Below are 20,311 nucleotides of genomic sequence, written 5' to 3' on the forward strand. Positions count from 1 at the left end.
CTTACTGAATCCCCGGCCACTTGCTCGCGAACTATGTACCGTTAAGGTATAAGACGCTCAGGCCGGGTTTTCAACAAGAAGACCACCAAGTTCACCATCGATACCCTCGTCGAAATGATGAGCCGGATCGGCAAGCCGGTCACACTGGCTGTTGGGTAAGGTGCACGGCGCGCCCTCGCGTGCTTTCGCACTTCGCTTGCCGTGCGCCCTTGTTTCACTCCACCACGCCTGAACCGAACACTTCGGTGTGAATCCGCGCCGAATCCACGCCGAGCGAAGCCAACGCCTCGCATTGCGCGCGCATGAACGGCACCGGCCCGCAGATGTAGTAATCCGCATCGGGAACGATCACCTTGTCGGCGATTTTCGTGAGGTCGAGGCGGCCCTCGAAGTCGTAGTCGATACCAGCGCGATCGCACGCTTCAATGGCTTCGTAGAACACCGCACGCGTGACGTTGGGATGCGCTGCGACCGTATCGTTAAGCCACTGCCGGAACGCGTGCACGCGACCATTGCGGCAGGCATGCACAAAGGTCACGCTGCGCTCACTCTGGTCGGCAAGCAACGTGGACAGCATCGAAGTCATCGGGGTCACGCCCACGCCGCCACTCATCAGTACCACGGGTGTCGTCGTCTTGCGGTCCAGCGTGAAGTCGCCCGATGGTGCGCTGACATGCACCACCGCGCCCACTTCCACGCCGTCGTGCAGGAGGTTCGATACATGGCCGGGCGCCGTATCTTCGCGGCCGGCTTCGCGCTTCACCGAGATACGGAGCCACTTGCCGTTCGGCGCATCCGACAAACTGTAGTGCCGCGGCTGATCGACGCCGAGTTCATCCACGAAACGCTTCACGCTCAGATATTGGCCAGGCTCGAAGCCGCAGGCCGGTGAGCCATCGGCGGGCGAAAGATAGAACGACGTGATTTCATCGCTCTCCACCTCCTTGCGCGCAACCTTGAACGGCCGGAAGCCGCTCCACGCCGCACCTTTGTAAAGCTTGGCCTCTGTGCCGATGAAAATATCCGCGAGCTGCCCATAAGCGACTTCCCATGCGCCGAGCGTCTCCTGATCGACTGCGTCGCCGAGCACATCAACGATTGCGCCTAACAGATGGCGCCCCACGATCGGATACTGTTCCGGCCGGATATTCAGACTCACGTGCTTATGCGCGATGCGCGAGACGGTGGGACCCAGCGCGCCGAGGTTATCGATATTGGCGGCATATGCATATACCGCCTTCGCCAGCGTCTCCGGCTGATTGCCGCTCTTCTGGTGGGTCTGGTTGAACACGTTCTTCAACTCGGGATGGTGCGCGAACATGCGCTTGTAGAAGCGTTTGGTGATGGTCGTGCCGTGCACGGCAAGCACGGGAACGGTGGCTTTGACGCGGGCGATCTGGTCGGCGGTGAGTGCGGTCATAACGACTTCTCCTTAAAGATGCATTTACAATACATCTTTAAGGAGAAGTTTTGCCCCGGACAGATTGTCACAGGTGCTTAAAGGGACTGAAGCGCCGTGTTAGTCGGCGCTACGATCGTGCTGCCACAACACGTCGCTGCCACCGTCCACGCGATTGAGCACGCGTGCGAGCACGAACAGCAGGTCGGACAGCCGATTCACATACTGGCGCGGCGCCTCATTGACCGCCTCGCTTTCGCCGAGAGCGACGATCGACCGTTCGGCGCGCCGGCACACCGTGCGGCACACGTGCGCAAGTGCGGCCGCACGCGAACCGCCGGGCAGAATGAATTCCTTCAATGGCGGCAGGGTCGCGTTGTAGTCGGCCAGCCAGTCGTCGAGTTGGCCTAGATGCCTGTCGGTAATCATCGTGTGGCCGGGAATGCAGAGCTCACCGCCAAGATCGAACAGGTCGTGCTGTATCGCGACCAACGCCGCCCGCACCTTGTCGGGCAGCGTTTCGCACAGCAACACGCCGAGATTCGAATTGAGTTCATCGACGTCGCCGATTGCCGCAATGCGCGCGCTGTCTTTGCGCACGCGCCGGCCGTCGCCGAGACCGGTGCTGCCGTCGTCGCCCGTACGGGTGGCGATCTTGCTCAAGCGGTTGCCCATGATGTCTCCCATGCATGCATTCATTCAGTAACGATGCGTCTTCGCGGCGCCGGTGAATCCATCCGGTGAATCCGGTAAGTAAGCCACCAGGTTGGCCACCGGGTTATCCATATTGCGCGCATCGTGAGGTCGCCGCCATTATAGGAGCGGCAGCCGTCCGCAACGCCGACCCGCGGGTGATCGGCGTAAAATGAAGCACAAGCTGTAGAACAGCTCCGCCCCAATATCAGGAGACATGCGTGAATCATCCCGTGCCGCCGGCCCCGCTGCGCCGGCCGTTTCCCGCCGAGTTGCTGACTGCCCTCAAAGCCGTTTTCGGCGAACGCGTGTCCACCGCGGAAGCCGTGCGTACCCACCATGGCCGCGACGAATCGCCGTTCGATCCCCAACTGCCCGACGCCGTCGTATTCGCGCGCAATACGGAAGACGTGCAAACCATCGTCAGGCTGTGCGGCCAGTACAACGTACCGATCATCCCTTACGGCAACGGTTCGTCGCTCGAAGGGCATCTGCTGGCGGTTCAAGGCGGCGTGTCGATCGACCTGTCGGAAATGAACCGGGTGTTGTCGATCAACGCCGAAGACCTGACCGTCACCGTCGAACCCGGTATTTCGCGCAAGCAGTTGAACGAAGCACTCCGCGACACCGGCCTGTTTTTCCCGATTGACCCGGGTGCTGACGCGAGCATCGGCGGCATGTCGGCCACGCGCGCCTCCGGCACCAACGCCGTGCGCTACGGCACGATGCGCGAAAACGTACTCGGGCTGACGGTGGTTCTCGCCGACGGCCGCGTGATCAAAACCGGCACGCGCGCGCGCAAGTCGTCGGCGGGTTACGACCTCACGCGTCTGTTCGTCGGCTCGGAAGGCACGCTCGGCGTGATTACCGAAATCACCGTCCGGCTGTATCCGCAACCGGAAGCGGTCTCGGCGGCGGTCTGCACGTTCCCGTCGATGGGCGATGCGGTGCGCGCGGTCATCGAAACGATTCAGATGGGCGTGCCGATTGCACGCGTCGAGTTCGTCGACTCGCTCGCGATCCGCTCGATCAATCGCCATTCGAACCTGACGTTGCGTGAAGCGCCCACGCTCTTCTTCGAATTCCACGGCACCGAAGCCGGTGTGAAAGAGCAAGCCGAACTGGTGCAGGAGCTCGCCGCGCAGAATGCCGGCGAAGGCTTCGAATGGGCAACCCGCCCGGAAGACCGCAGCCGCCTGTGGAACGCGCGCCACAACGCCTATTTCGCAATGCTGCAACTGAAACCCGGCTGCCGCGCCGTCACGACCGATGTCTGCGTGCCGATCTCGCGCCTGGCGGAATGCGTGGTGGAAACCGAGCAGGATCTGAAGGCGTCGCCGCTGCCCTGCCCGATCGTCGGCCATGTCGGCGACGGCAACTTCCACGTCGCGATCCTGATCGATCCGAACAAGCCGGAAGAACTCGTCGAGGCCGAGCGCCTGAACCATCTCATCGTGCAACGCGCGCTGCGCATGGACGGCACCTGCACGGGCGAGCACGGTGTCGGTCTGCACAAGATGAACTTCCTGCTCGAAGAACACGGTGAAGTCGCCGTCGACACGATGCGCTCCATCAAACACGCGCTCGATCCGCGAAATCTGATGAACCCGGGCAAGATCTTTTCCTGGGCGGCTTGAGAGATCGTCAACGCTCAAAGGTGCGGCAGCGGCAACGCCTACTGCCGCACAACCAGGCTTGACCGGGCATGCAGCGTGAAAGACACCAGGAGACAAGTCATATGAACGCACCCGTCGAACTGACGGCCGAAGTTCTCGCCCAACGCCAGCGCGAAGTCGTGCAGGCGCTGATGGCCGTGCTGCCGAACCACTGTCTGCTGTATCGCGAAGAAGACACCGTTGCCTACGAGTGCGACGGCCTCGCCGCGTACAGGCGTCTACCGCTCGCGGTCGCATTGCCCGAGACGGAATCGCAGGTCCAGCGCATCGTGCAGATCTGTCACCGGCTCGACGTGCCGATCGTGCCGCGCGGCGCGGGCACCGGTTTGTCCGGCGGGGCAATGCCGATTCGTCACGGCGTGGTGGTGTCGCTTGCGCGCTTCCGCAAGATCGTCGAAGTCGACTCGTATGCCCGGACCGCGACCGTGCAACCGGGGGTGCGCAATCTGTCGATTTCCGAAGCCGCCGCGCCCTACGGCCTTTACTACGCGCCCGATCCGTCGTCGCAGATCGCCTGCACGATCGGCGGCAACGTCTCCGAGAATTCGGGCGGCGTGCACTGCCTCAAGTACGGCCTCACCGTGCACAACGTGCTGCGTGTTCGCGCCGTGACGATGGAAGGCGACATCGTCGAATTCGGCTCGCTCGGGCCTGACGCGCCCGGGCTCGATCTGCTCGCGGTGCTGATCGGCAGTGAAGGCATGTTCGCGATCGTCACCGAAGTCACTGTCAAGCTGATCCCGAAGCCGCAAACGGCGCAGGTCATCATGGCCAGTTTCGACGACGTCGTGAAAGGCGGCAACGCGGTCGCCGGCATCATTGCAGCAGGCATCATTCCGGCCGGTTTGGAGATGATGGACAAACCGGCTACGCGCGCCGTCGAAGAATTCGTCAACGCGGGCTACGACCTCGACGCGGCGGCGATCCTGCTGTGCGAATCCGACGGCACGGCTGAAGAGGTCGCCGACGAAATCGTGCGCATGACCGCGGTGCTGCGCGAACAGGGTGCAACCCGCATCCAGATTTCGCGCTCGGAGAACGAACGGCTGCGCTTCTGGTCCGGGCGCAAGAACGCGTTTCCCGCAGCCGGCCGCATTTCGCCTGACTACTACTGCATGGACGGCACCGTGCCGCGCCGCAGTATCGGACCGCTGCTGGCGCGCATCGAAGTCATGGAGAGGAAATACGGTCTGCGCTGCATCAATGTATTCCATGCCGGCGACGGCAACATGCATCCGCTAATCCTGTTCAACGGCAACGATATGGATGAGTGGCACCGTGCCGAAGCCTTCGGTTGTGACATTCTCGAAACCTGCGTCGAACTGGGCGGAACGGTGACCGGCGAGCACGGCGTGGGCATCGAGAAAATCAATTCGATGTGCGTGCAGTTTTCGCCCGAAGAGCGCGATGCATTCCACGCGGTCAAACGTGCCTTCGACGCGCCGGGCTTGCTCAATCCCGACAAGGGCATTCCCACCCGCGCGCGTTGCGCCGAGTACGGCAAGATGCATGTGCGCGGCGGCTTGCTGCCGCATCCGGACCTGCCGCGGTTTTAAAACGGCTTGTGACGCTGCCGGCCCAAGACGGGCCCGCAGCGTCACATGGCGCACCCGCCGCCCGGCTCTGCCCCACCTGTCCACATAGCGGGACTTCCACGCACTGCCACCCCGCTATCCTGCACGCGCGCTCCCCGCCGACGCATCCACAAGTCCCAAGCCTCAAGCGCTTCCCCGCTCCCACCCTGATTACCCGATGCGGGTCCGCTCCGGGTTGCCAGCGCGCCGCCGCCCGGTACAATCAATCGAAACACAACGAAGCAGGACACCATGGAAGAGGACGACATCGTCGCCGTTTGGTCTGAACGCGTGCGTTCAGCCAGCGCCGAAGGGCGCACACTGCGCATCCGTGGCGGCGGCACCAAAGACTGGTACGGTCAGACGCTGGAAGGTGACATCCTCGACACGCGCGCTTATCGCGGCATCATCGCCTACGACCCGGCCGAACTGGTCATCACGGCGCGCGCGGGCACGCCCCTGCTGGAGATCGAGGCCGCCCTCGCCGAACACCATCAGATGCTCGCCTTCGAGCCGCCCCACTTCGGGCCGCAGGCAACCTTCGGCGGCTGCATCGCGGCGGGCATCGCCGGCCCGCGCCGCCCGTCGGCCGGCGCGGCGCGCGACTTCGTGCTGGGCGCCGTCATCATGAACGGCCAGGGCCAGACGCTGCATTTTGGCGGCCAGGTGGTAAAGAATGTGGCCGGATACGACGTCTCCCGTTTGATGGCGGGTTCGCTGGGCACCCTTGGGCTGATCCTCGAATTGTCGGTCAAGGTACTGCCGCTGCCGCAGGCCGAAACCACGCTCAAATTCGACATGAACGGCACCGACGCGGTCCGCAAGCTCAACGAATGGGGCGGCCGCCCGCTGCCGATCACGGCGAGCGCATGGCGTCATGGCACGCTGGCCGTGCGGATGGCCGGTGCGGAAGCCGCGGTCAAATCCGCTCGCACGGCGCTCGGCGGCGAAGTCGTCGATGCCGTCGAAGCGGAGCGCTTCTGGGCCGGCCTGCGAGAACAGACCGACTCGTTCTTTGCGGCCATCCCGCCGAAGGCCGCGCTCTGGCGCCTCGCGCTGCCGTCGATCACCGAGCCGATGCAATTACCCGGTGCGCAACTGATGGAATGGGGCGGTGGCCAGCGCTGGTGGATCACCGACACCGACGCGCAAACCGTGCGCATCAGCGCCAAACAGGCCGGCGGCCACGCCACCATCTTTCGTACCGGCTATGGCTACGACCGCAGCGCCGGCGTATTCACACCGCTGCCCGCGCCGCTGATGAAAATCCATCGCGGCCTGAAAACCGCCTTCGACCCGGCCCGCATCTTCAATCGCGGCCGCCTCTACCCCGACTTCTGAGCGACGCGATGCAAACCAACCTCGCGGACTTCATTCGCAACACGCCCGATGGTGACGAAGCCGACGCCATCCTGCGTAATTGCGTGCACTGCGGCTTCTGCACCGCGACCTGCCCGACCTATCAGATACTCGGCGACGAACTTGACGGCCCACGCGGCCGCATCTATCTGATCAAACAGATGGTGGAAGGCGCGGCGGTCACGCGCAGCACCCAGGTTCACCTGGACCGCTGCCTCACTTGCCGCAACTGCGAGACGACCTGCCCCTCCGGCGTGCAATACGGCAGGCTGGTCGAGATCGGTCGCAAGATCACCGAGGAAAAGGTCACCCGCCCGTTCGGTCAGCGGATGGTGCGCCGGCTGCTCGCGAGCTTCGTGCCAAACAGCGCGCTGTTCACGCCGGCCATGCGAATCGGTCAGCATATCCGTCCGCTCCTGCCAAAGAAACTGCGCGATAAGGTGCCCGCGCGCCAACGTCCGCTCGAGTGGCCGACCGCGAAACATCCGCGCAAGATGCTGATGCTCGCGGGCTGCGTGCAACCGTCGATGATGCCGAACGTCAACGTCGCGACGGCGCGGGTGCTCGATGCGCTCGGCGTGGAAACGCTGATCGCGCCTGAAGCAGGCTGCTGCGGTGCGATCCGTCTGCACCTGGGCTACAACGACGAAGCTCTCGACGACCTGCGCGCCAACATCGACGCGTGGTGGCCGTATATCGAACAAGGTGTGGAAGCGATCGTGATGAACGCGTCCGGCTGCGGCGCGACGGTCAAGGAATACGCGCATCTGCTGCGCAACGATCCCGCGTATGCGGAGAAGGCGCGCCGCGTGACCGAACTGACGCGCGACGTCGCGGAGATCCTGCCGGAGTTCGAAGAAGCGCTCGTCGCCGTGACGCGCCGCCGCGCGATCCATACGGTGGCGTTCCATCCGCCGTGCACATTGCAGCATGGTCAGCAGATACGCGGCAAGGTCGAACATCTGCTGACGGCGCTCGGCGTGGAAGTGCGCCTGCCCGCCGACAATCATCTCTGCTGCGGCTCGGCCGGGACTTATTCGCTGACCCAGCCCAAGCTCTCGTACGCACTGCGCGACCAGAAGCTCGAGCGGTTGCAGGCGCAGGAGCCGCAGGTGATCGTATCGGCCAACGTCGGCTGCATTGCGCATCTGCAAAGCGGCACGTCCACGCCGGTCGCGCATTGGATCGAACTGGTGGAGCACATGCTGTCCGCCTGAGGCGATCGATTTTGACGAGAAGCGCGGCACGTGGCTTGCGGTACATCACCGCAAGCGCTTTCGTCTGTCCGGTGGCGGCATAAAGCGGCACGAGGTGGCGGCGTCCGTATAATTCGATCATCGCCTTTCGCCAGACTTCCGGTTCCGTTCCATGCCCGATCTGATTCACAACCTCGAAGCGGTGCAGCAGCGCATCGCCCTCGCCGCGCAGGTTGCCGGACGCGACCCGCGTTCGATCACCCTGCTCGCGGTCTCGAAGACGTTTCCGGCCGAAGACGTGCGTGCCGCCTACGCAGCCGGCCAACGCGCGTTCGGTGAGAACTACGTGCAGGAATCCATCACCAAGATCGAAGCGCTGGCCGATCTGCGGGCCGCGCTCGAATGGCATTTCATCGGACCGTTGCAATCGAACAAGACGCGCCCGGTTGCGGAAAATTTCGACTGGGTGCATTCGGTCGACCGCCTGAAGATCGCACAGCGGCTGTCGGAGCAGCGCCCGGACAACCTGCCGCCGTTGAACGTCTGCCTGCAGGTCAACATTAGCGGCGAAGCCTCGAAAAGCGGCGCGAGCATTCCCGAGGCCGTCGAGGTCGCGCAGGCAATTGCCGCGCTGCCTAAGCTGAACCTGCGCGGCCTGATGGCGATTCCGGAGCCGGCAGGCAGCATCGAAGAACAGCGCGCGCCGCATCGGCAACTGCGTGAACTGTTCGAGCGTCTGCGTAACGACGGCCTCGAACTCGATACGCTCTCGATGGGCATGTCGAGCGACCTTGAAGCCGCCGTGCTGGAAGGCGCGACGATCGTGCGCGTCGGCACCGCGATCTTCGGTGCGCGCGATTACTCTCACTGACCGTTTCAGACCTTTCCCTTCTCGACACCTCACGGCACTTCTTTCGGAACATCATGAAAATTGCTTTTATCGGCGGTGGCAATATGGCCGCCGCGTTGATCGGCGGTCTCATCAAGCGCGGCGTCGCGCCCACTGACCTGTACGCGATCGACCCCAACGGAGACGCGCGCAAACGCAATGAGCAGCAATTCGGCATCAAGACCGGCGCCGCCGCGGACGCCGCGCTCGCCTCGTACGACGCCGTCGTGCTGGCGGTGAAGCCGCAGATCCTGAAGAGCGTTGCTGAGGCACTGGCGCCGCATCTGCAGGCGTCGCAACTGGCAATCAGCATCGTCGCGGGCATTCGCATGGATGACATGTCGCGCTGGCTGAACGGCCACGCGCGCATCGTGCGCGTGATGCCGAATACGCCGGCGCTGATCGGCATGGGCGTAACAGGCCTCGTCGCGACCGGCAGCGTCGACGAAGCCGGCCGCGCGCTCGCGTCGCAGGTGCTGGGCGCAGTCGGCGAAACCGTCTGGTTCGACGACGAAGCGAAAATCGACGCTGTCACCGCGATCTCGGGCAGTGGTCCCGCGTACGTGTTTTATTTCATCGAGGCGCTGCAGGAAGCCGCGCGCCAACTCGGTATGGATGAAGCGCAAGGCCGCGCGCTGGCGGTCGCGACCTTTACCGGCGCGGCACAATTGGCCGCGAACTCGGACGAGCCGCCGAGTCTGTTGCGCGAGCGTGTGACGTCGAAGGGCGGCACGACGGCGGCCGCGCTGGCCTCGTTCGATGCGAGCGGGATCAAGGATGCGATCGTACGCGGCGCGCTTGCCGCCAATGCGCGCGCCAAGGAAATGGGCGACGAGTTCGGCAAGCTGTAAGGGCGATCAACTGGCAATTGCCAGCACGGCAGGAAAGTAGAAAGTACGCCAAAGGACGCTGCGCCTCGACTTAATCCGAGGCTGCGTCCGCGGCGCAAACAAAAACTCTGTACGAGACCAGCCGCGGCATAACAGCAACGCAAGAGAAGCGCCGTCGAATCGCAGCGGCGGCGCAACAGAACCGCAGAAGAATTAAAACGAAGCCGCCGCGTAATGCGCTGCGATACCGGCAAACAACGCACCGCCCAACCAGTTGTTATGACGGAACGCCGCGAAGCACGCCATGCGCTCGCGATTGCGGATCAGCGTGTAGTGATAGATCGCGCAGCCCACCGCCGCCGCCCATCCCAACCAATACAACACGCCGAAGCCGAGCATCACGCCGATGCCGACGTAAATCCCCAGCGTCACCGCATAGCACAGCATGATCGCCGCCACGTCGAAGCGGCCGAAGGTCAGCGCCGACGTGCGGATACCGATCTTGATGTCGTCGTCGCGATCGACCATCGCGTATTCAGTGTCGTACGCAACCGACCAGAACACGTTGGCCAACAGCATGACCCAGGCGAGCATCGGAACGTGATCCTGGATCGCGGCGAACGCCATCGGAATGCCGAAACCGAACGCGATGCCCAGATAAGCCTGAGGAATCGCAAAGAAGCGCTTCGTGAACGGATACGAACCGGCGACGAACAGTGCCGCCACCGACAACTCCTTCGTCAACGTGTTCAGCGGCAGAATCAGCAGAAACGCTAGCAGCGACAAGCTGGCCGCCAGCGCCACCGCTTCCCATGCCTTGATCTTGCCTGATGTGATCGGCCGGTTTTCCGTGCGTTTCACGTAGCGATCGAAGTCGCGATCCGCATAGTCGTTGATCGCGCAGCCCGCCGAGCGCATCAGCACGGTACCCACCGTGAAAATCACCAGCAGCGGCCACGACGGATGACCGTCGGAGGCAATCCACAGCGCATTGAGCGTCGGCCATAGCAGCAGCAGGCTGCCGATCGGCTTGTCCATGCGCACGAGGCGCAGATACAGGGGAAGTCGGGCGAACATGGGCGGATTCGGTGAAGTGCAGACGGTGCCGCTATTTTACGGGATGCGGACGGAAGGCGGCCTTCGGGCGGGCGAAGCTGACCCGCTGGGAGCCAGAACCGAGGCCACAACCGCAGTCGCGCCTTGAGCTACAGCTGAATCCGGATCCGGCACCGCAAAAAACAAAGCCTCCCGCAAAGGGAGGCTTTGATTGTTTTGTCACTCAACTCAACGCAACGGCTCAAGCGCCAAGCTGAAATCCCGGGCACAACACCCGAAACGCTAAAGCATTTAAGCCAGCATCGAGCGCAGCATCCACGCAGTCTTTTCGTGCGTTTGCATGCGTTGCGTCAGCAGGTCGGCGGTCGGCTCGTCGTTGGCGGCTTCCGTCGACGGGAAAATCGCGCGCGCGGTACGCACCACGGCTTCCTGGCCCTCCACCAACTGGCGGATCATGTCTTCCGCCGCCGGCACGCCGTCAGCTTCCGGAATCGACGACAGCTTCGCGAATTCCTTGTAGCTGCCCGGCGCATGCACGCCCAGCGCGCGAATACGTTCAGCGATCGAATCGACCGCGAGCGACAGCTCGTTGTACTGCGTTTCGAACATCAGATGCAGCGTGTTGAACATCGGACCCGTCACGTTCCAGTGAAAGTTGTGGGTCTTCAGATAGAGCGTGTAAGTGTCGGCGAGCAAGCGCGACAGACCTTCTGCAATCTTCTTGCGATCTTTGTCGCTGATTCCGATATTGACGTGCTGTACGGCTTCTTTCTTGGCCATGATGACTCCTTTGAAGAGTGATACGAACCGGTCGGTAGAGTGACGGCGTGCGGATAGCAAACCCGGCACGTCGAACGCCCGCCAGTTTAGCTTAGAAAGCCGCTGCGTTCGTGTGACGCGTGGTCGCTTGCCGCACCCGCAGCCTCGCGTTCAATCACGCACCCAATGCATGTTGCACGGCTTGCGCAACGATCACCACGAGTCCGCTCGAGACGATCGCGAACCCCACTGCCTTGCGCAGCATCGACGCGTACTGCCGTTGCTTGCCGCGAGCGGCCGGCGAGCCGCCAATGGTGGACATCATCATCTGGATCATGATCGTGCTTCCTCGGTTCGTATCAATACCGGCGGGGCGCCGATGCGCCCCGCCCTGCTGCATCAACTCATTTCAACTGCTTACTTCTTGCCGCCTTCGGCGAGCTCGGCCATTGCGGCGATCACGCCTTGCGCATAGGCCGGATCGGCGCGGCGGAAATGCTCGATCTGACGTGCGACGATCTCCTGCGGCACACCGTTGATATGGCGTGCGATGTTGCCGAACAGACGCTGGCGCTGTGCCGTATCGAAGAGCGCAAACAACATGCCCGGCTGGGTGTAGTAGTCCTCGTCCTCGCGATGGTCGTAACGATCGACCGTCCCCGCTGCGAGCGGCGGCTCCGCCGCGTTGGTGTCCTGCGCGAAATCACCGAAGCGATTCGGCTCGTAGTTCACGTTGCCGCCGAGGTTGCCGTCCGTGCGCATCGCGCCGTCGCGATGGAACGAATGGTGGACCGGGCAGCGCGGGGCATTCACCGGAATCTGATGGTGATTGATACCGAGGCGATAGCGCTGCGTGTCGCCATACGAGAACAAACGGCCTTGCAACAGACGATCCGGCGAGAAGCCAATACCCGGCACCACGTTGGCGGGCGTGAACGCTGCCTGCTCCACATCCGCGAAATAGTTCGCCGCGTTGCGATTCAACTCGATCGTGCCGACGTCGATCAACGGGTAGTCCTTTTGCGACCACACCTTGGTGATGTCGAACGGATTGAAGCGGTACTTCGCGGCCTCCGCTTCCGGCATCACCTGAATCGCAAAACGCCATTTCGGGAAGTTGCCTGCGTCAATGCTCGTGAGCAGATCCTGTTGCGCGCTTTCACGGTTCTGTGCGACCACTTGTGCCGCTTCGGCATCGGTAAAGTTCTCAATGCCTTGCATCGACTTGAAGTGGAACTTCACCCAGAAACGCTCATTGTTCGCGTTGATGAACGAGTACGTGTGCGAGCCGAAGCCGTGCATCTGGCGGAAGTTCTGCGGAATGCCACGATCGCTCATCAGGATGGTGACCTGATGCAACGACTCCGGATGACGCGACCAGAAATCCCATGCCGCGATATTGCTGCGCATATTGGTGTACGGGTCGCGCTTTTGCGTGTGGATGAAATCCGGGAACTTCAGCGGATCGCGGATGAAGAACACCGGCGTGTTGTTGCCAACCACGTCCCAGTTGCCTTCTTCCGTGTAGAACTTGATCGAGAAACCGCGCACGTCGCGTTCCGCGTCGGCGGCGCCGCGTTCGCCCGCCACCGTCGAGAAGCGCATGAAGAGCGGCGTGTCCTTGCCGACCTGGGCGAACACTTTCGCCTTCGTGAAACGCGAGATGTCGTGCGTGACTTTCAGCGTGCCGAATGCGCCCGAACCTTTGGCGTGAACGCGGCGCTCCGGAATCACTTCGCGGTCGAAGTGGGCGAGTTTTTCGAGCAGCCAGACGTCTTGCAGGACGACCGGACCGCGCGCGCCGGCGGTCATCGAGTTCTGGTTGTCGGCGATGGGTGCGCCGGCTGCATTGGTGAGCTTACGTTCGGACATGCGGGACTCCTGAGTGGCTTTGATCGGAAACGGAATGCGGGGAGAGGTGCGGCGCGCTGATGCCTACGGCTTATGCGGACAGGGCCCGATCGACCAGCAAGGACAATGCAACCGTGCCCATGCCGCGCACCGACGCGGCGAAGGTGCCGGTGCTGCCAGTGGTCATGCGGGCGGCTTGAACGGCGACGGTTTGGACTTGCTGCGAGTTCGGCTGCGTCATGATTTCCTCCGGGTCTGATGGGATCGGGCGATCCATGGAGGAAACTATAACAATGCTATCGAATTAACGTGTTTGATTAATTATATCTATTCGATAGGGAGTGCAACTATCGGCGCCTTAAGTGCCGCCGGGCCGGCCGCACAGGGTGCGCGGCGGGCCGGCTTGGGCGCAGGCGTCGCCGCTCAGTTGACGGCGACAGGCAGATCGAGCTTTTTGACGCCCGTCAGATCGCAGGCGTTGATGGCGTCGCAGATGGCGTCGATCGCGGGCGTCCGCGTGAAGCTCTTGCGCCAGGCAAGCACGACACGGCGATCCGGCACAGGTTCGTCGAAGGCGACGTAGCTGAGCAGACCGGCGTCGATACCGCCGGCGTGCGGCTTGACCTCCTGCACCGACATGCGCGGCAGCACGGTAATGCCGACGCCGCTCGCCACCATATGACGGATGGTTTCCAGCGACGAACCTTCGAAGGTCTTCTGGATGCCGTCCGCGTTCTGCGAGAAGCGCATCAGTTCCGGGCAGACGCCCAGCACATGGTCGCGGAAGCAGTGGCCGCTACCGAGCAGCAACATGGTTTCCTGCTTCAGATCCTCGGCGTCGATCTTCGCGCGGTTTTCCCACGCGTGACCTGACGGCAGTGCGACGACAAACGGCTCGTCATAGAGCGGACGTTGCATGAGACCCGTTTCCGGGAACGGCAGCGCCATGATGGCGACGTCGATTTCACCCTGCTTGAGCAGCTCGATCAGCTTGACCGTGTAATTTTCCTGCAGCATCAGCGGCATCTGCGGAACGCGCTTGATCATCTGTTTGACGAGCGTAGGCAGCAGATACGGCCCGATCGTATAGATGACGCCGAGGCGCAGCGGCCCGACCAGCGGGTCTTTGCCCTGTTTCGCGATCTCTTTGATGGCGAGCGTTTGTTCGAGGACGCGCTGCGCCTGCGTGACAATCTGTTCGCCGATCGGCGTGACACTGACTTCGCTGGTGCCGCGCTCGAAGATCTGCACGTTGAGCTCGTCTTCGAGCTTTTTGATGGCCACCGACAGGGTCGGCTGGCTAACGAAACACGCTTCGGCGGCCCGGCCGAAGTGCCGTTCGCGGGCAACCGCGACGATGTATTTCAATTCGGTGAGCGTCATTGGGGGACCAATCAGTGCGATGAGTTCGATAGGTTCTAGTTATACACCTATAGGGTCGGTTCGCCAACTTTTTGGTCCTTTGCCGGCCTGGCTGATGGACGTCCCTGCCGTCAAGAACCCGTCCTCAAGCCTTCAGATACTGCTCCCGCGCTCCGAGCCAGCGGGCCAGATGCTGCAGCACCACCTCCGGATACGTCGCGAGCAAAGCCGCGGCGGCCTCTCTGGCCGGCTCGATGAGCCACTGGTCATTCTGGAGATCGGCAAACCTCAACATGGCCGCGCCGGACTGCCGGGCGCCCAGAAACTCTCCCGGACCGCGAATCTCGAGGTCGCGCCGGGCGATTTCGAAGCCGTCAGTCGTCTCCCGCATGGTCTGCAAACGCGCCCGCGCCGTCATCGACAGCGGTCCGGTATAGAGCAACACGCAGACCGAAGCCGCACTCCCACGCCCCACCCGCCCGCGCAACTGATGCAACTGCGCGAGACCGAAGCGCTCGGCATGCTCAATCACCATCAGCGACGCATTCGGCACATCGACACCCACTTCGATCACCGTCGTCGCCACCAGAAGCTGCACTTCGTTGCGCGTGAACGCATCCATTACCGCGGCCTTCTCCGCCGGCGCGAGACGTCCGTGCACCAGCCCGACGTTCAATTCGGGCAACGCGGCCACCAGCGTCTCGTAGGTCTCCACCGCGGTCTGCAACTGCAAGGTCTCGCTTTCCTCGATCAGCGGACACACCCAGTACACCTGGCGACCCGTCAACGCAGCCTCGCGCACGCGGCCGATCACCTCTTCGCGCCGCGCGTCGGAAACGAGTTTGGTCAGAATCGGCGTGCGCCCAGGCGGCAATTCGTCGATGGTCGAGACGTCGAGGTCGGCGTAATAGGTCATCGCCAGCGTGCGTGGAATCGGCGTCGCCGACATCATCAATTGGTGCGGCTGGAAATCGCGCGCCCCGTCGGCGGCGTTCTGCGCCTTGGCGCGCAAGGCGAGGCGCTGCGCCACGCCGAAGCGATGCTGTTCGTCGACGATCACCAACCCCAGCCGCGCAAACTCGACCGCGTCCTGGATGATCGCGTGCGTGCCGATGACGAGTTGCGCCGTACCAAGCGCCGCTGCTTCGATCGCGGCGCGCTTTTCCTTCGTCTTCAGACTGCCGGCGAGCCACGTGACGCTTACTCCGAGCGGCTCCAGCCAGCCGCGCAATTTGCGCGCGTGCTGTTCAGCGAGGATTTCGGTCGGCGCCATCAGCGCGGCCTGGTAGCCGGCGTCGATCGCTTGCGCGGCGGCCAAAGCGGCCACGATCGTCTTACCACTGCCGACGTCGCCCTGCAGCAACCGCTGCATCGGATGAGGCTGCGTCAAATCGAGCGCGATCTCGCCGCCCACGCGCTCCTGCGCCGCGGTCAACGAAAACGGCAGCGCCTTTAGCAAACGCGCCACCAGCGCCGCTTCGTCGCCCAGCTTGCGGCGCGGCATGGCCGGCGCCGCACGCGTGCGGCGCTCGTCATGGGCGCGCTTCAACGACATCTGCTGCGCCAGCAATTCTTCGAACTTGATCCGCACCCACGCCGGATGCGTGCCATCCATCAGCGCGGTTTCATCGGCCTGCACGCCCGGGTGATGCAGCGTGCGCACAGCCTCCATCAGCGCCGGCACGCCGAGTGGCTGCAAATAAGCTTGCGCGATCGGCTCGGGCAGCAACTCCGGCAACGAGGTGCGCGACAACGCGTTGTCGATCGATTTGCGCAGATACGCCTGCGTCACGCCCGCAGTGCTCGGATAGACCGGTGTCAGCGCCTGCGGCAGCGGCGTGTCTTCGTCGACCACGCGCACCGCCGGGTGCACCATCTCCATGCCGAAGAAACCGCCGCGGACATCGCCGCGCACGCGCAGCCGCGCGCCGATCGCCATCTGCTTGACCTGCGAGCCGTAGAAATTCAGAAAGCGGAGGACGAGTTCGTCGCCGGCGTCGTCGCGCAGTTTCACCAGCAACTGGCGGCGCGGACGATAGGCAATTTCGTTGTCGAACACCACGCCTTCCGTTTGCGAGATACCACCCGGCAGCAGATGCCCGATCGGCGTCAGCGAGGTCTCGTCTTCGTAGCGCATCGGCAGATGCAACACCAGATCGATGTCGCGCGTGAGACCGAGTTTGGCGAGCTTGTCGACGGGTTTGGCCGCGGGCTTGGCGCCGGCTTCGGCAGCAGGCTTCCTGGCGGCTTTGCCCGCGGGTTTGCCGGCAGGCTTGTCACCGAATGGGTCAACCATTTCACCTTCACGCGCGGCCTTGTCGCTCTCCGGCGCGACACCCCCGCCAAGGTCGTTCTGGTCGGCCGCCGCTGCTTTGCCCCGCGAGATGCGGCGCTTCGGCTCGGCGCTCACTTCATCGGTAGCGGAGGGCAATCGGCGTTCGGACAAAGGCATGGGTTGCTTCGCAAGTACAATATCGGCTGTCAAAGGTGTCGCCGCCAAGCAGCGCGCGGGCTCGCGGGCCGCTCCGGCGTCCCGCAATCATAGCCGCCCGGCTCCGGCTTCGGCTCAATTCAGTCCCAATTCGCTTCCAGTCGTCCGCATGTTTACGCTTTCCGATTTCGATTTCGATCTGCCGCCCGAGCTGATCGCGCAAGTCGCGCTGCCCGAGCGCAGCGCCAGCCGTCTGCTCGAAGTGGCCAACACGGCCGACGCAACCGACGCCGCGCGCCTGATCGACCGCCGCTTTGCTGAATTACCCGAGTGCATCGCGCCCGGCGATCTGCTGGTCTTCAACGATACCAAAGTCCTGAAGGCGCGCTTCCTCGGCCAGAAGGCCAGTGGCGGCAAGATCGAAGTGCTGGTAGAGCGCCTCACGGGCGAGCGCACGGCGCTTGCGCAGATCCGCGCGAGCAAGAGCCCGCAGCCGGGCACCACAATTCGCCTCGCCGACGCGTTCGATGTGACGGTCGGCGAACGCGTCGAGCCGTTCTACACGCTGCATTTCCCCGACGACTGTCTGACGCTCATCGAGCAATTCGGCCGCCTGCCGCTGCCGCCATACATCGAGCACGACCCCGACGCGACCGACGAAACCCGCTACCAGACGGTGTTCGCGCAAAACCCGGGCGCGGTGGCCGCACCCACGGCCGGCCTGCATTTCGACGACGCGCTGCTCGCGCGGCTCGACGCCCGCGGCGTAGAGCGCGCGACGCTGACGCTGCATGTCGGCGCCGGTACTTTCCAGCCGGTGCGGGTGGAGAATCTGGCCGAGCACAAGATGCACAGCGAGTGGTACCACCTGCCGCAATCGCTCGCCGACAAGATCGCGGCAACGCGTGCGCGCGGCAACCGCGTGATCGCCGTGGGCACGACGTCGATGCGCGCGCTCGAAGCCGCCGCGCGCGATGCGGATGCTGCCGGACGCCCGCTCGGCGCGGCCAGCACGGAAACCGACATCTTCATCACGCCGGGCTATAAATTCCGCGTGGTCGACCGGCTTGTGACCAACTTCCATTTGCCGAAGTCGACATTGCTGATGCTGGTGTCGGCGTTCGCGGGCGTCGAAACGATTCGCGAGGCTTACCGCCACGCGATCGAACAGCGTTACCGCTTCTTTAGCTATGGCGACGCGATGCTGCTCACGCGCCGCGACGCTTGAGCCGTTTCATGTCGCACGGCGATATCCCGTGCGATGGCGTTGCGCGCCAGCAGCGCGCGCGGTAGTCTGCCGCTCCTTGCTACGTTGATGTAGCGGCAGGTGTTGCTGACCTCTCCTGCACCCACGTGCAGCGGCAGATCGGCGCCGCATCTCAAGTTTTCTTTACCCAGCCGCCGTGGCCTACCCGGCGGCGTTCATCATTTGCGCCGGACTGTTTTCCGGTAGCACAGGAGTCCCCCATGACCGACGGTCATACCCACGATACAAGCGGTACCTGCACTACCTGCGCGAGCCACGGCGAGCGCCCTGACAACGGCCTCAAATTCGAACTGCTCGGCACCGACGGCCAGGCACGCCGCGGCCGCGTCACGCTCAATCACGGCGTGGTCGAAACGCCGATCTTCATGCCGGTCGGCACCTACGGCACGGTGAAGGCGGTCCAGCCGCGTGAACTCGAAGAAATGCACGCGCAGATCATCCTCGGCAATACCTTCCACCTGTGGCTGCGCCCGGGCCTGGAGACGATCGAGGCGCACGGCGGCCTGCACGGCTTCATGGGCTGGAAGAAGCCGATCCTGACGGACTCGGGTGGTTTTCAGGTGTTTTCGCTCGGCGATCTGCGCAAAATCACCGAAGATGGCGTCACGTTCGCATCACCCATCAACGGCGACAAGCTCTTCCTGTCGCCGGAAGTGTCGATGCAGATCCAGAAGGTGCTGAACTCGGACATCGTCATGCAGTTCGACGAATGCACGCCGTACGCGACCAACAACGTGCCGACTTCGCATCAGGAAGCCGCCGATTCGATGCGCATGTCGATGCGCTGGGCCAAACGGTCGATCGACGAATTCAACCGCCTCGGCAACCCGAACGCGTTGTTCGGCATCGTCCAGGGTGGCATGTTCGAAGACCTGCGCGACGAATCGCTGGCGGGTCTCGCGGAGATGGATTTCCACGGTCTCGCAATCGGCGGCCTGTCAGTCGGCGAGCCGAAAGAAGACATGATGCGCGTGCTGAACCATATCGGCCCCAAGCTGCCGGCCGACAAGCCGCACTACCTGATGGGCGTCGGCACGCCGGAAGACCTGGTGGCAGGCGTGGCGGCCGGCGTCGACATGTTCGACTGCGTGATGCCGACCCGCAACGCGCGCAACGGCTGGCTCTTCACCCGTTTCGGCGACATCAAGATCCGCAACGCCGCGCACAAGAACTCGCTGCGCCCGCTCGACGAGCAGTGCGGCTGCTACACCTGCCGAAATTTCACCCGCGGCTACCTGCATCATCTGCATCGTGTAGGGGAAATCCTCGGTGCACAGTTGAACACGATCCACAACCTGCACTACTACCTCGAGTTGATGCAGGAAATGCGCGACGCGATCGACGCAAAACTGTTCGAGCCTTTCCGCAAGCGCTTCCACGAGGACCGCGCACGCGGCATCGATTAGCCCGCATTTGGGAATCAACTGACGAATTTGCCGGAGGAATCCGTTGGCGTCCCGCGGAAAACCTTACAATTAACTTTCGCGCACGGTAAAAAGGCTTTAAACGTTTGATCGGAAAGCCGATTCGCCGCGCCGACCCCTATCAGGCCAGTGGTAGAATAACCGGCTGATTTTTTCGATCGTTTTGACTTATAACGGAGAGACCAACGTGTCGTTCATTTCCAATGCCTTCGCCCAAGGCACAGCAGCAGGTGGCATTGAATCGAACTTGATGAGCTTCCTGCCGCTGATCCTGATGTTCGGCGTGCTGTACTTCATCATGATTCGCCCGCAAATGAAGCGCCAGAAGGAACATCGCAACATGCTCGCCGCCATGGCCAAGGGCGATGAAGTGGTGACGAATGGCGGCATCGTCGGCAAGGTGACCAAGGTGGGTGAGGCTTACGTCGGCGTCGAAATCTCGGAAGGCACGGAAATCACCGTGCAAAAGGCGTCGGTTACGACGATTCTCCCGAAGGGCACGATCAAGTCGCTGTAAGGCCTGCTCTCTCGCGTCCGGCGCGGCC

18 protein-coding genes and 1 pseudogene are annotated in these 20,311 nt (G+C 63.1%); 10 read left to right on the top strand and 9 right to left on the bottom strand.

The genetic code is table 11. From position 1 onward, the window contains the following. Window positions 1-66: 66 nt before the first annotated feature. A pseudogene (locus tag M0D64_RS38710) lies at window positions 67-159 on the top strand (XRE family transcriptional regulator); the annotation flags it as partial. Window positions 160-214: 55 nt separating this feature from the next. Here the strand turns inward: M0D64_RS38710 and hmpA are convergent. Then, complete coding sequence (gene hmpA / locus M0D64_RS38715) at window positions 215-1,420, bottom strand: NO-inducible flavohemoprotein (RefSeq protein ID WP_154567788.1); 1,206 nt, start codon at window positions 1,418-1,420, stop codon at window positions 215-217. A gap of 99 nt (window positions 1,421-1,519) precedes the next feature. Beyond that, entirely contained in the window at window positions 1,520-2,074 is a 555-nt protein-coding gene (locus tag M0D64_RS38720) for a cob(I)yrinic acid a,c-diamide adenosyltransferase (RefSeq protein WP_171926319.1), read from the bottom strand. Between the two features lie 239 nt (window positions 2,075-2,313). Between M0D64_RS38720 and M0D64_RS38725 the strand changes: the two genes are divergently transcribed. The 6 genes from M0D64_RS38725 to proC all read left to right on the top strand — a co-directional run bounded on the left by M0D64_RS38725 (window position 2,314) and on the right by proC (window position 9,637). Then, entirely contained in the window at window positions 2,314-3,729 is a 1,416-nt protein-coding gene (locus M0D64_RS38725; protein ID WP_266238403.1) for an FAD-linked oxidase C-terminal domain-containing protein, read from the top strand. A 101-nt stretch (window positions 3,730-3,830) separates the two neighbouring features. Continuing rightward, window positions 3,831-5,324, top strand: a complete 1,494-nt coding sequence (locus M0D64_RS38730) for an FAD-linked oxidase C-terminal domain-containing protein (protein ID WP_266261542.1) — start codon at window positions 3,831-3,833, stop codon at window positions 5,322-5,324. Between the two features lie 270 nt (window positions 5,325-5,594). Continuing rightward, window positions 5,595-6,683, top strand: a complete 1,089-nt coding sequence (gene glcE / locus M0D64_RS38735; protein WP_154566680.1) for a glycolate oxidase subunit GlcE — start codon at window positions 5,595-5,597, stop codon at window positions 6,681-6,683. Window positions 6,684-6,691: 8 nt separating this feature from the next. Next, a complete protein-coding gene (glcF, locus tag M0D64_RS38740; protein ID WP_266261543.1) occupies window positions 6,692-7,918 on the top strand; it encodes a glycolate oxidase subunit GlcF in 1,227 nt (408 codons plus the stop codon). 151 nt (window positions 7,919-8,069) lie between these two features. Beyond that, window positions 8,070-8,768, top strand: a complete 699-nt coding sequence (locus M0D64_RS38745; protein ID WP_200651174.1) for a YggS family pyridoxal phosphate-dependent enzyme — start codon at window positions 8,070-8,072, stop codon at window positions 8,766-8,768. Window positions 8,769-8,821: 53 nt separating this feature from the next. Next, window positions 8,822-9,637 carry a pyrroline-5-carboxylate reductase gene (proC, locus tag M0D64_RS38750; protein WP_266261544.1) on the top strand — a complete coding sequence of 272 codons (816 nt, stop codon included), beginning with the start codon at window positions 8,822-8,824 and terminating at the stop codon, window positions 9,635-9,637. A gap of 192 nt (window positions 9,638-9,829) precedes the next feature. Here proC and ubiA read toward each other — a convergent pair whose 3' ends face one another. The 7 genes from ubiA to recG form a co-directional block, all read right to left on the bottom strand. Next, complete coding sequence (ubiA, locus tag M0D64_RS38755; protein WP_266261545.1) at window positions 9,830-10,693, bottom strand: 4-hydroxybenzoate octaprenyltransferase; 864 nt, start codon at window positions 10,691-10,693, stop codon at window positions 9,830-9,832. A gap of 270 nt (window positions 10,694-10,963) precedes the next feature. Beyond that, entirely contained in the window at window positions 10,964-11,452 is a 489-nt protein-coding gene (locus M0D64_RS38760; RefSeq protein WP_097391341.1) for a Dps family protein, read from the bottom strand. 154 nt (window positions 11,453-11,606) lie between these two features. Then, window positions 11,607-11,768, bottom strand: a complete 162-nt coding sequence (locus tag M0D64_RS38765; protein ID WP_171926314.1) for a hypothetical protein — start codon at window positions 11,766-11,768, stop codon at window positions 11,607-11,609. A gap of 80 nt (window positions 11,769-11,848) precedes the next feature. Continuing rightward, a complete protein-coding gene (locus M0D64_RS38770; protein ID WP_266261546.1) occupies window positions 11,849-13,303 on the bottom strand; it encodes a catalase in 1,455 nt (484 codons plus the stop codon). Window positions 13,304-13,373: 70 nt separating this feature from the next. Further along, window positions 13,374-13,523, bottom strand: coding sequence for a hypothetical protein (locus M0D64_RS38775; protein WP_266261547.1), 150 nt, complete (start codon window positions 13,521-13,523; stop codon window positions 13,374-13,376). A gap of 182 nt (window positions 13,524-13,705) precedes the next feature. After that, a complete protein-coding gene (locus M0D64_RS38780) occupies window positions 13,706-14,665 on the bottom strand; it encodes a hydrogen peroxide-inducible genes activator (RefSeq protein WP_054037761.1) in 960 nt (319 codons plus the stop codon). A gap of 124 nt (window positions 14,666-14,789) precedes the next feature. Then, the gene (gene recG / locus M0D64_RS38785) at window positions 14,790-17,096 is read right to left on the bottom strand and encodes an ATP-dependent DNA helicase RecG (RefSeq protein ID WP_266261548.1); all 2,307 of its coding nucleotides are present in this window, start codon (window positions 17,094-17,096) and stop codon (window positions 14,790-14,792) included. 148 nt (window positions 17,097-17,244) lie between these two features. On the opposite strand from recG, the gene queA reads away from it, so the two are divergent. The 3 genes from queA to yajC all read left to right on the top strand — a co-directional run bounded on the left by queA (window position 17,245) and on the right by yajC (window position 20,283). Next, the gene (queA, locus tag M0D64_RS38790) at window positions 17,245-18,303 is read left to right on the top strand and encodes a tRNA preQ1(34) S-adenosylmethionine ribosyltransferase-isomerase QueA (RefSeq protein WP_266261549.1); all 1,059 of its coding nucleotides are present in this window, start codon (window positions 17,245-17,247) and stop codon (window positions 18,301-18,303) included. Window positions 18,304-18,542: 239 nt separating this feature from the next. Beyond that, on the top strand, window positions 18,543-19,748 hold the full coding sequence (gene tgt / locus M0D64_RS38795; RefSeq protein ID WP_171926310.1) for a tRNA guanosine(34) transglycosylase Tgt: 1,206 nt from the start codon (window positions 18,543-18,545) through the stop codon (window positions 19,746-19,748). A gap of 205 nt (window positions 19,749-19,953) precedes the next feature. Continuing rightward, window positions 19,954-20,283: a preprotein translocase subunit YajC gene (gene yajC, locus M0D64_RS38800; RefSeq protein WP_020069679.1), complete on the top strand. Its 330-nt coding sequence runs from the start codon at window positions 19,954-19,956 to the stop codon at window positions 20,281-20,283. The last annotated feature ends 28 nt before the right edge of the window (window positions 20,284-20,311 follow it).

Origin of the sequence: Paraburkholderia sp. WS6 (genome assembly GCF_030464835.1) — a bacterium.
GTDB lineage: Bacteria > Pseudomonadota > Gammaproteobacteria > Burkholderiales > Burkholderiaceae > Paraburkholderia > Paraburkholderia madseniana.

What these genes read in the sequence shown, in the direction of transcription:
- glcF (WP_266261543.1), top strand. Translation starts at nt 6,692, where the DNA reads ATGCAAACCAACCTCGCGGACTTCATTCGCAACACGCCCGATGGTGAC.
- M0D64_RS38760 (WP_097391341.1), bottom strand. Translation starts at nt 11,452, where the DNA reads ATGGCCAAGAAAGAAGCCGTACAGCACGTCAATATCGGAATCAGCGAC.
- ubiA (WP_266261545.1), bottom strand. Translation starts at nt 10,693, where the DNA reads ATGTTCGCCCGACTTCCCCTGTATCTGCGCCTCGTGCGCATGGACAAG.
- hmpA (WP_154567788.1), bottom strand. Translation starts at nt 1,420, where the DNA reads ATGACCGCACTCACCGCCGACCAGATCGCCCGCGTCAAAGCCACCGTT.
- M0D64_RS38745 (WP_200651174.1), top strand. Translation starts at nt 8,070, where the DNA reads ATGCCCGATCTGATTCACAACCTCGAAGCGGTGCAGCAGCGCATCGCC.
- M0D64_RS38765 (WP_171926314.1), bottom strand. Translation starts at nt 11,768, where the DNA reads ATGATCCAGATGATGATGTCCACCATTGGCGGCTCGCCGGCCGCTCGC.
- M0D64_RS38770 (WP_266261546.1), bottom strand. Translation starts at nt 13,303, where the DNA reads ATGTCCGAACGTAAGCTCACCAATGCAGCCGGCGCACCCATCGCCGAC.
- glcE (WP_154566680.1), top strand. Translation starts at nt 5,595, where the DNA reads ATGGAAGAGGACGACATCGTCGCCGTTTGGTCTGAACGCGTGCGTTCA.
- queA (WP_266261549.1), top strand. Translation starts at nt 17,245, where the DNA reads ATGTTTACGCTTTCCGATTTCGATTTCGATCTGCCGCCCGAGCTGATC.
- M0D64_RS38730 (WP_266261542.1), top strand. Translation starts at nt 3,831, where the DNA reads ATGAACGCACCCGTCGAACTGACGGCCGAAGTTCTCGCCCAACGCCAG.
- recG (WP_266261548.1), bottom strand. Translation starts at nt 17,096, where the DNA reads ATGCCTTTGTCCGAACGCCGATTGCCCTCCGCTACCGATGAAGTGAGC.
- tgt (WP_171926310.1), top strand. Translation starts at nt 18,543, where the DNA reads ATGACCGACGGTCATACCCACGATACAAGCGGTACCTGCACTACCTGC.
- M0D64_RS38775 (WP_266261547.1), bottom strand. Translation starts at nt 13,523, where the DNA reads ATGACGCAGCCGAACTCGCAGCAAGTCCAAACCGTCGCCGTTCAAGCC.
- proC (WP_266261544.1), top strand. Translation starts at nt 8,822, where the DNA reads ATGAAAATTGCTTTTATCGGCGGTGGCAATATGGCCGCCGCGTTGATC.
- M0D64_RS38720 (WP_171926319.1), bottom strand. Translation starts at nt 2,074, where the DNA reads ATGGGCAACCGCTTGAGCAAGATCGCCACCCGTACGGGCGACGACGGC.
- M0D64_RS38780 (WP_054037761.1), bottom strand. Translation starts at nt 14,665, where the DNA reads ATGACGCTCACCGAATTGAAATACATCGTCGCGGTTGCCCGCGAACGG.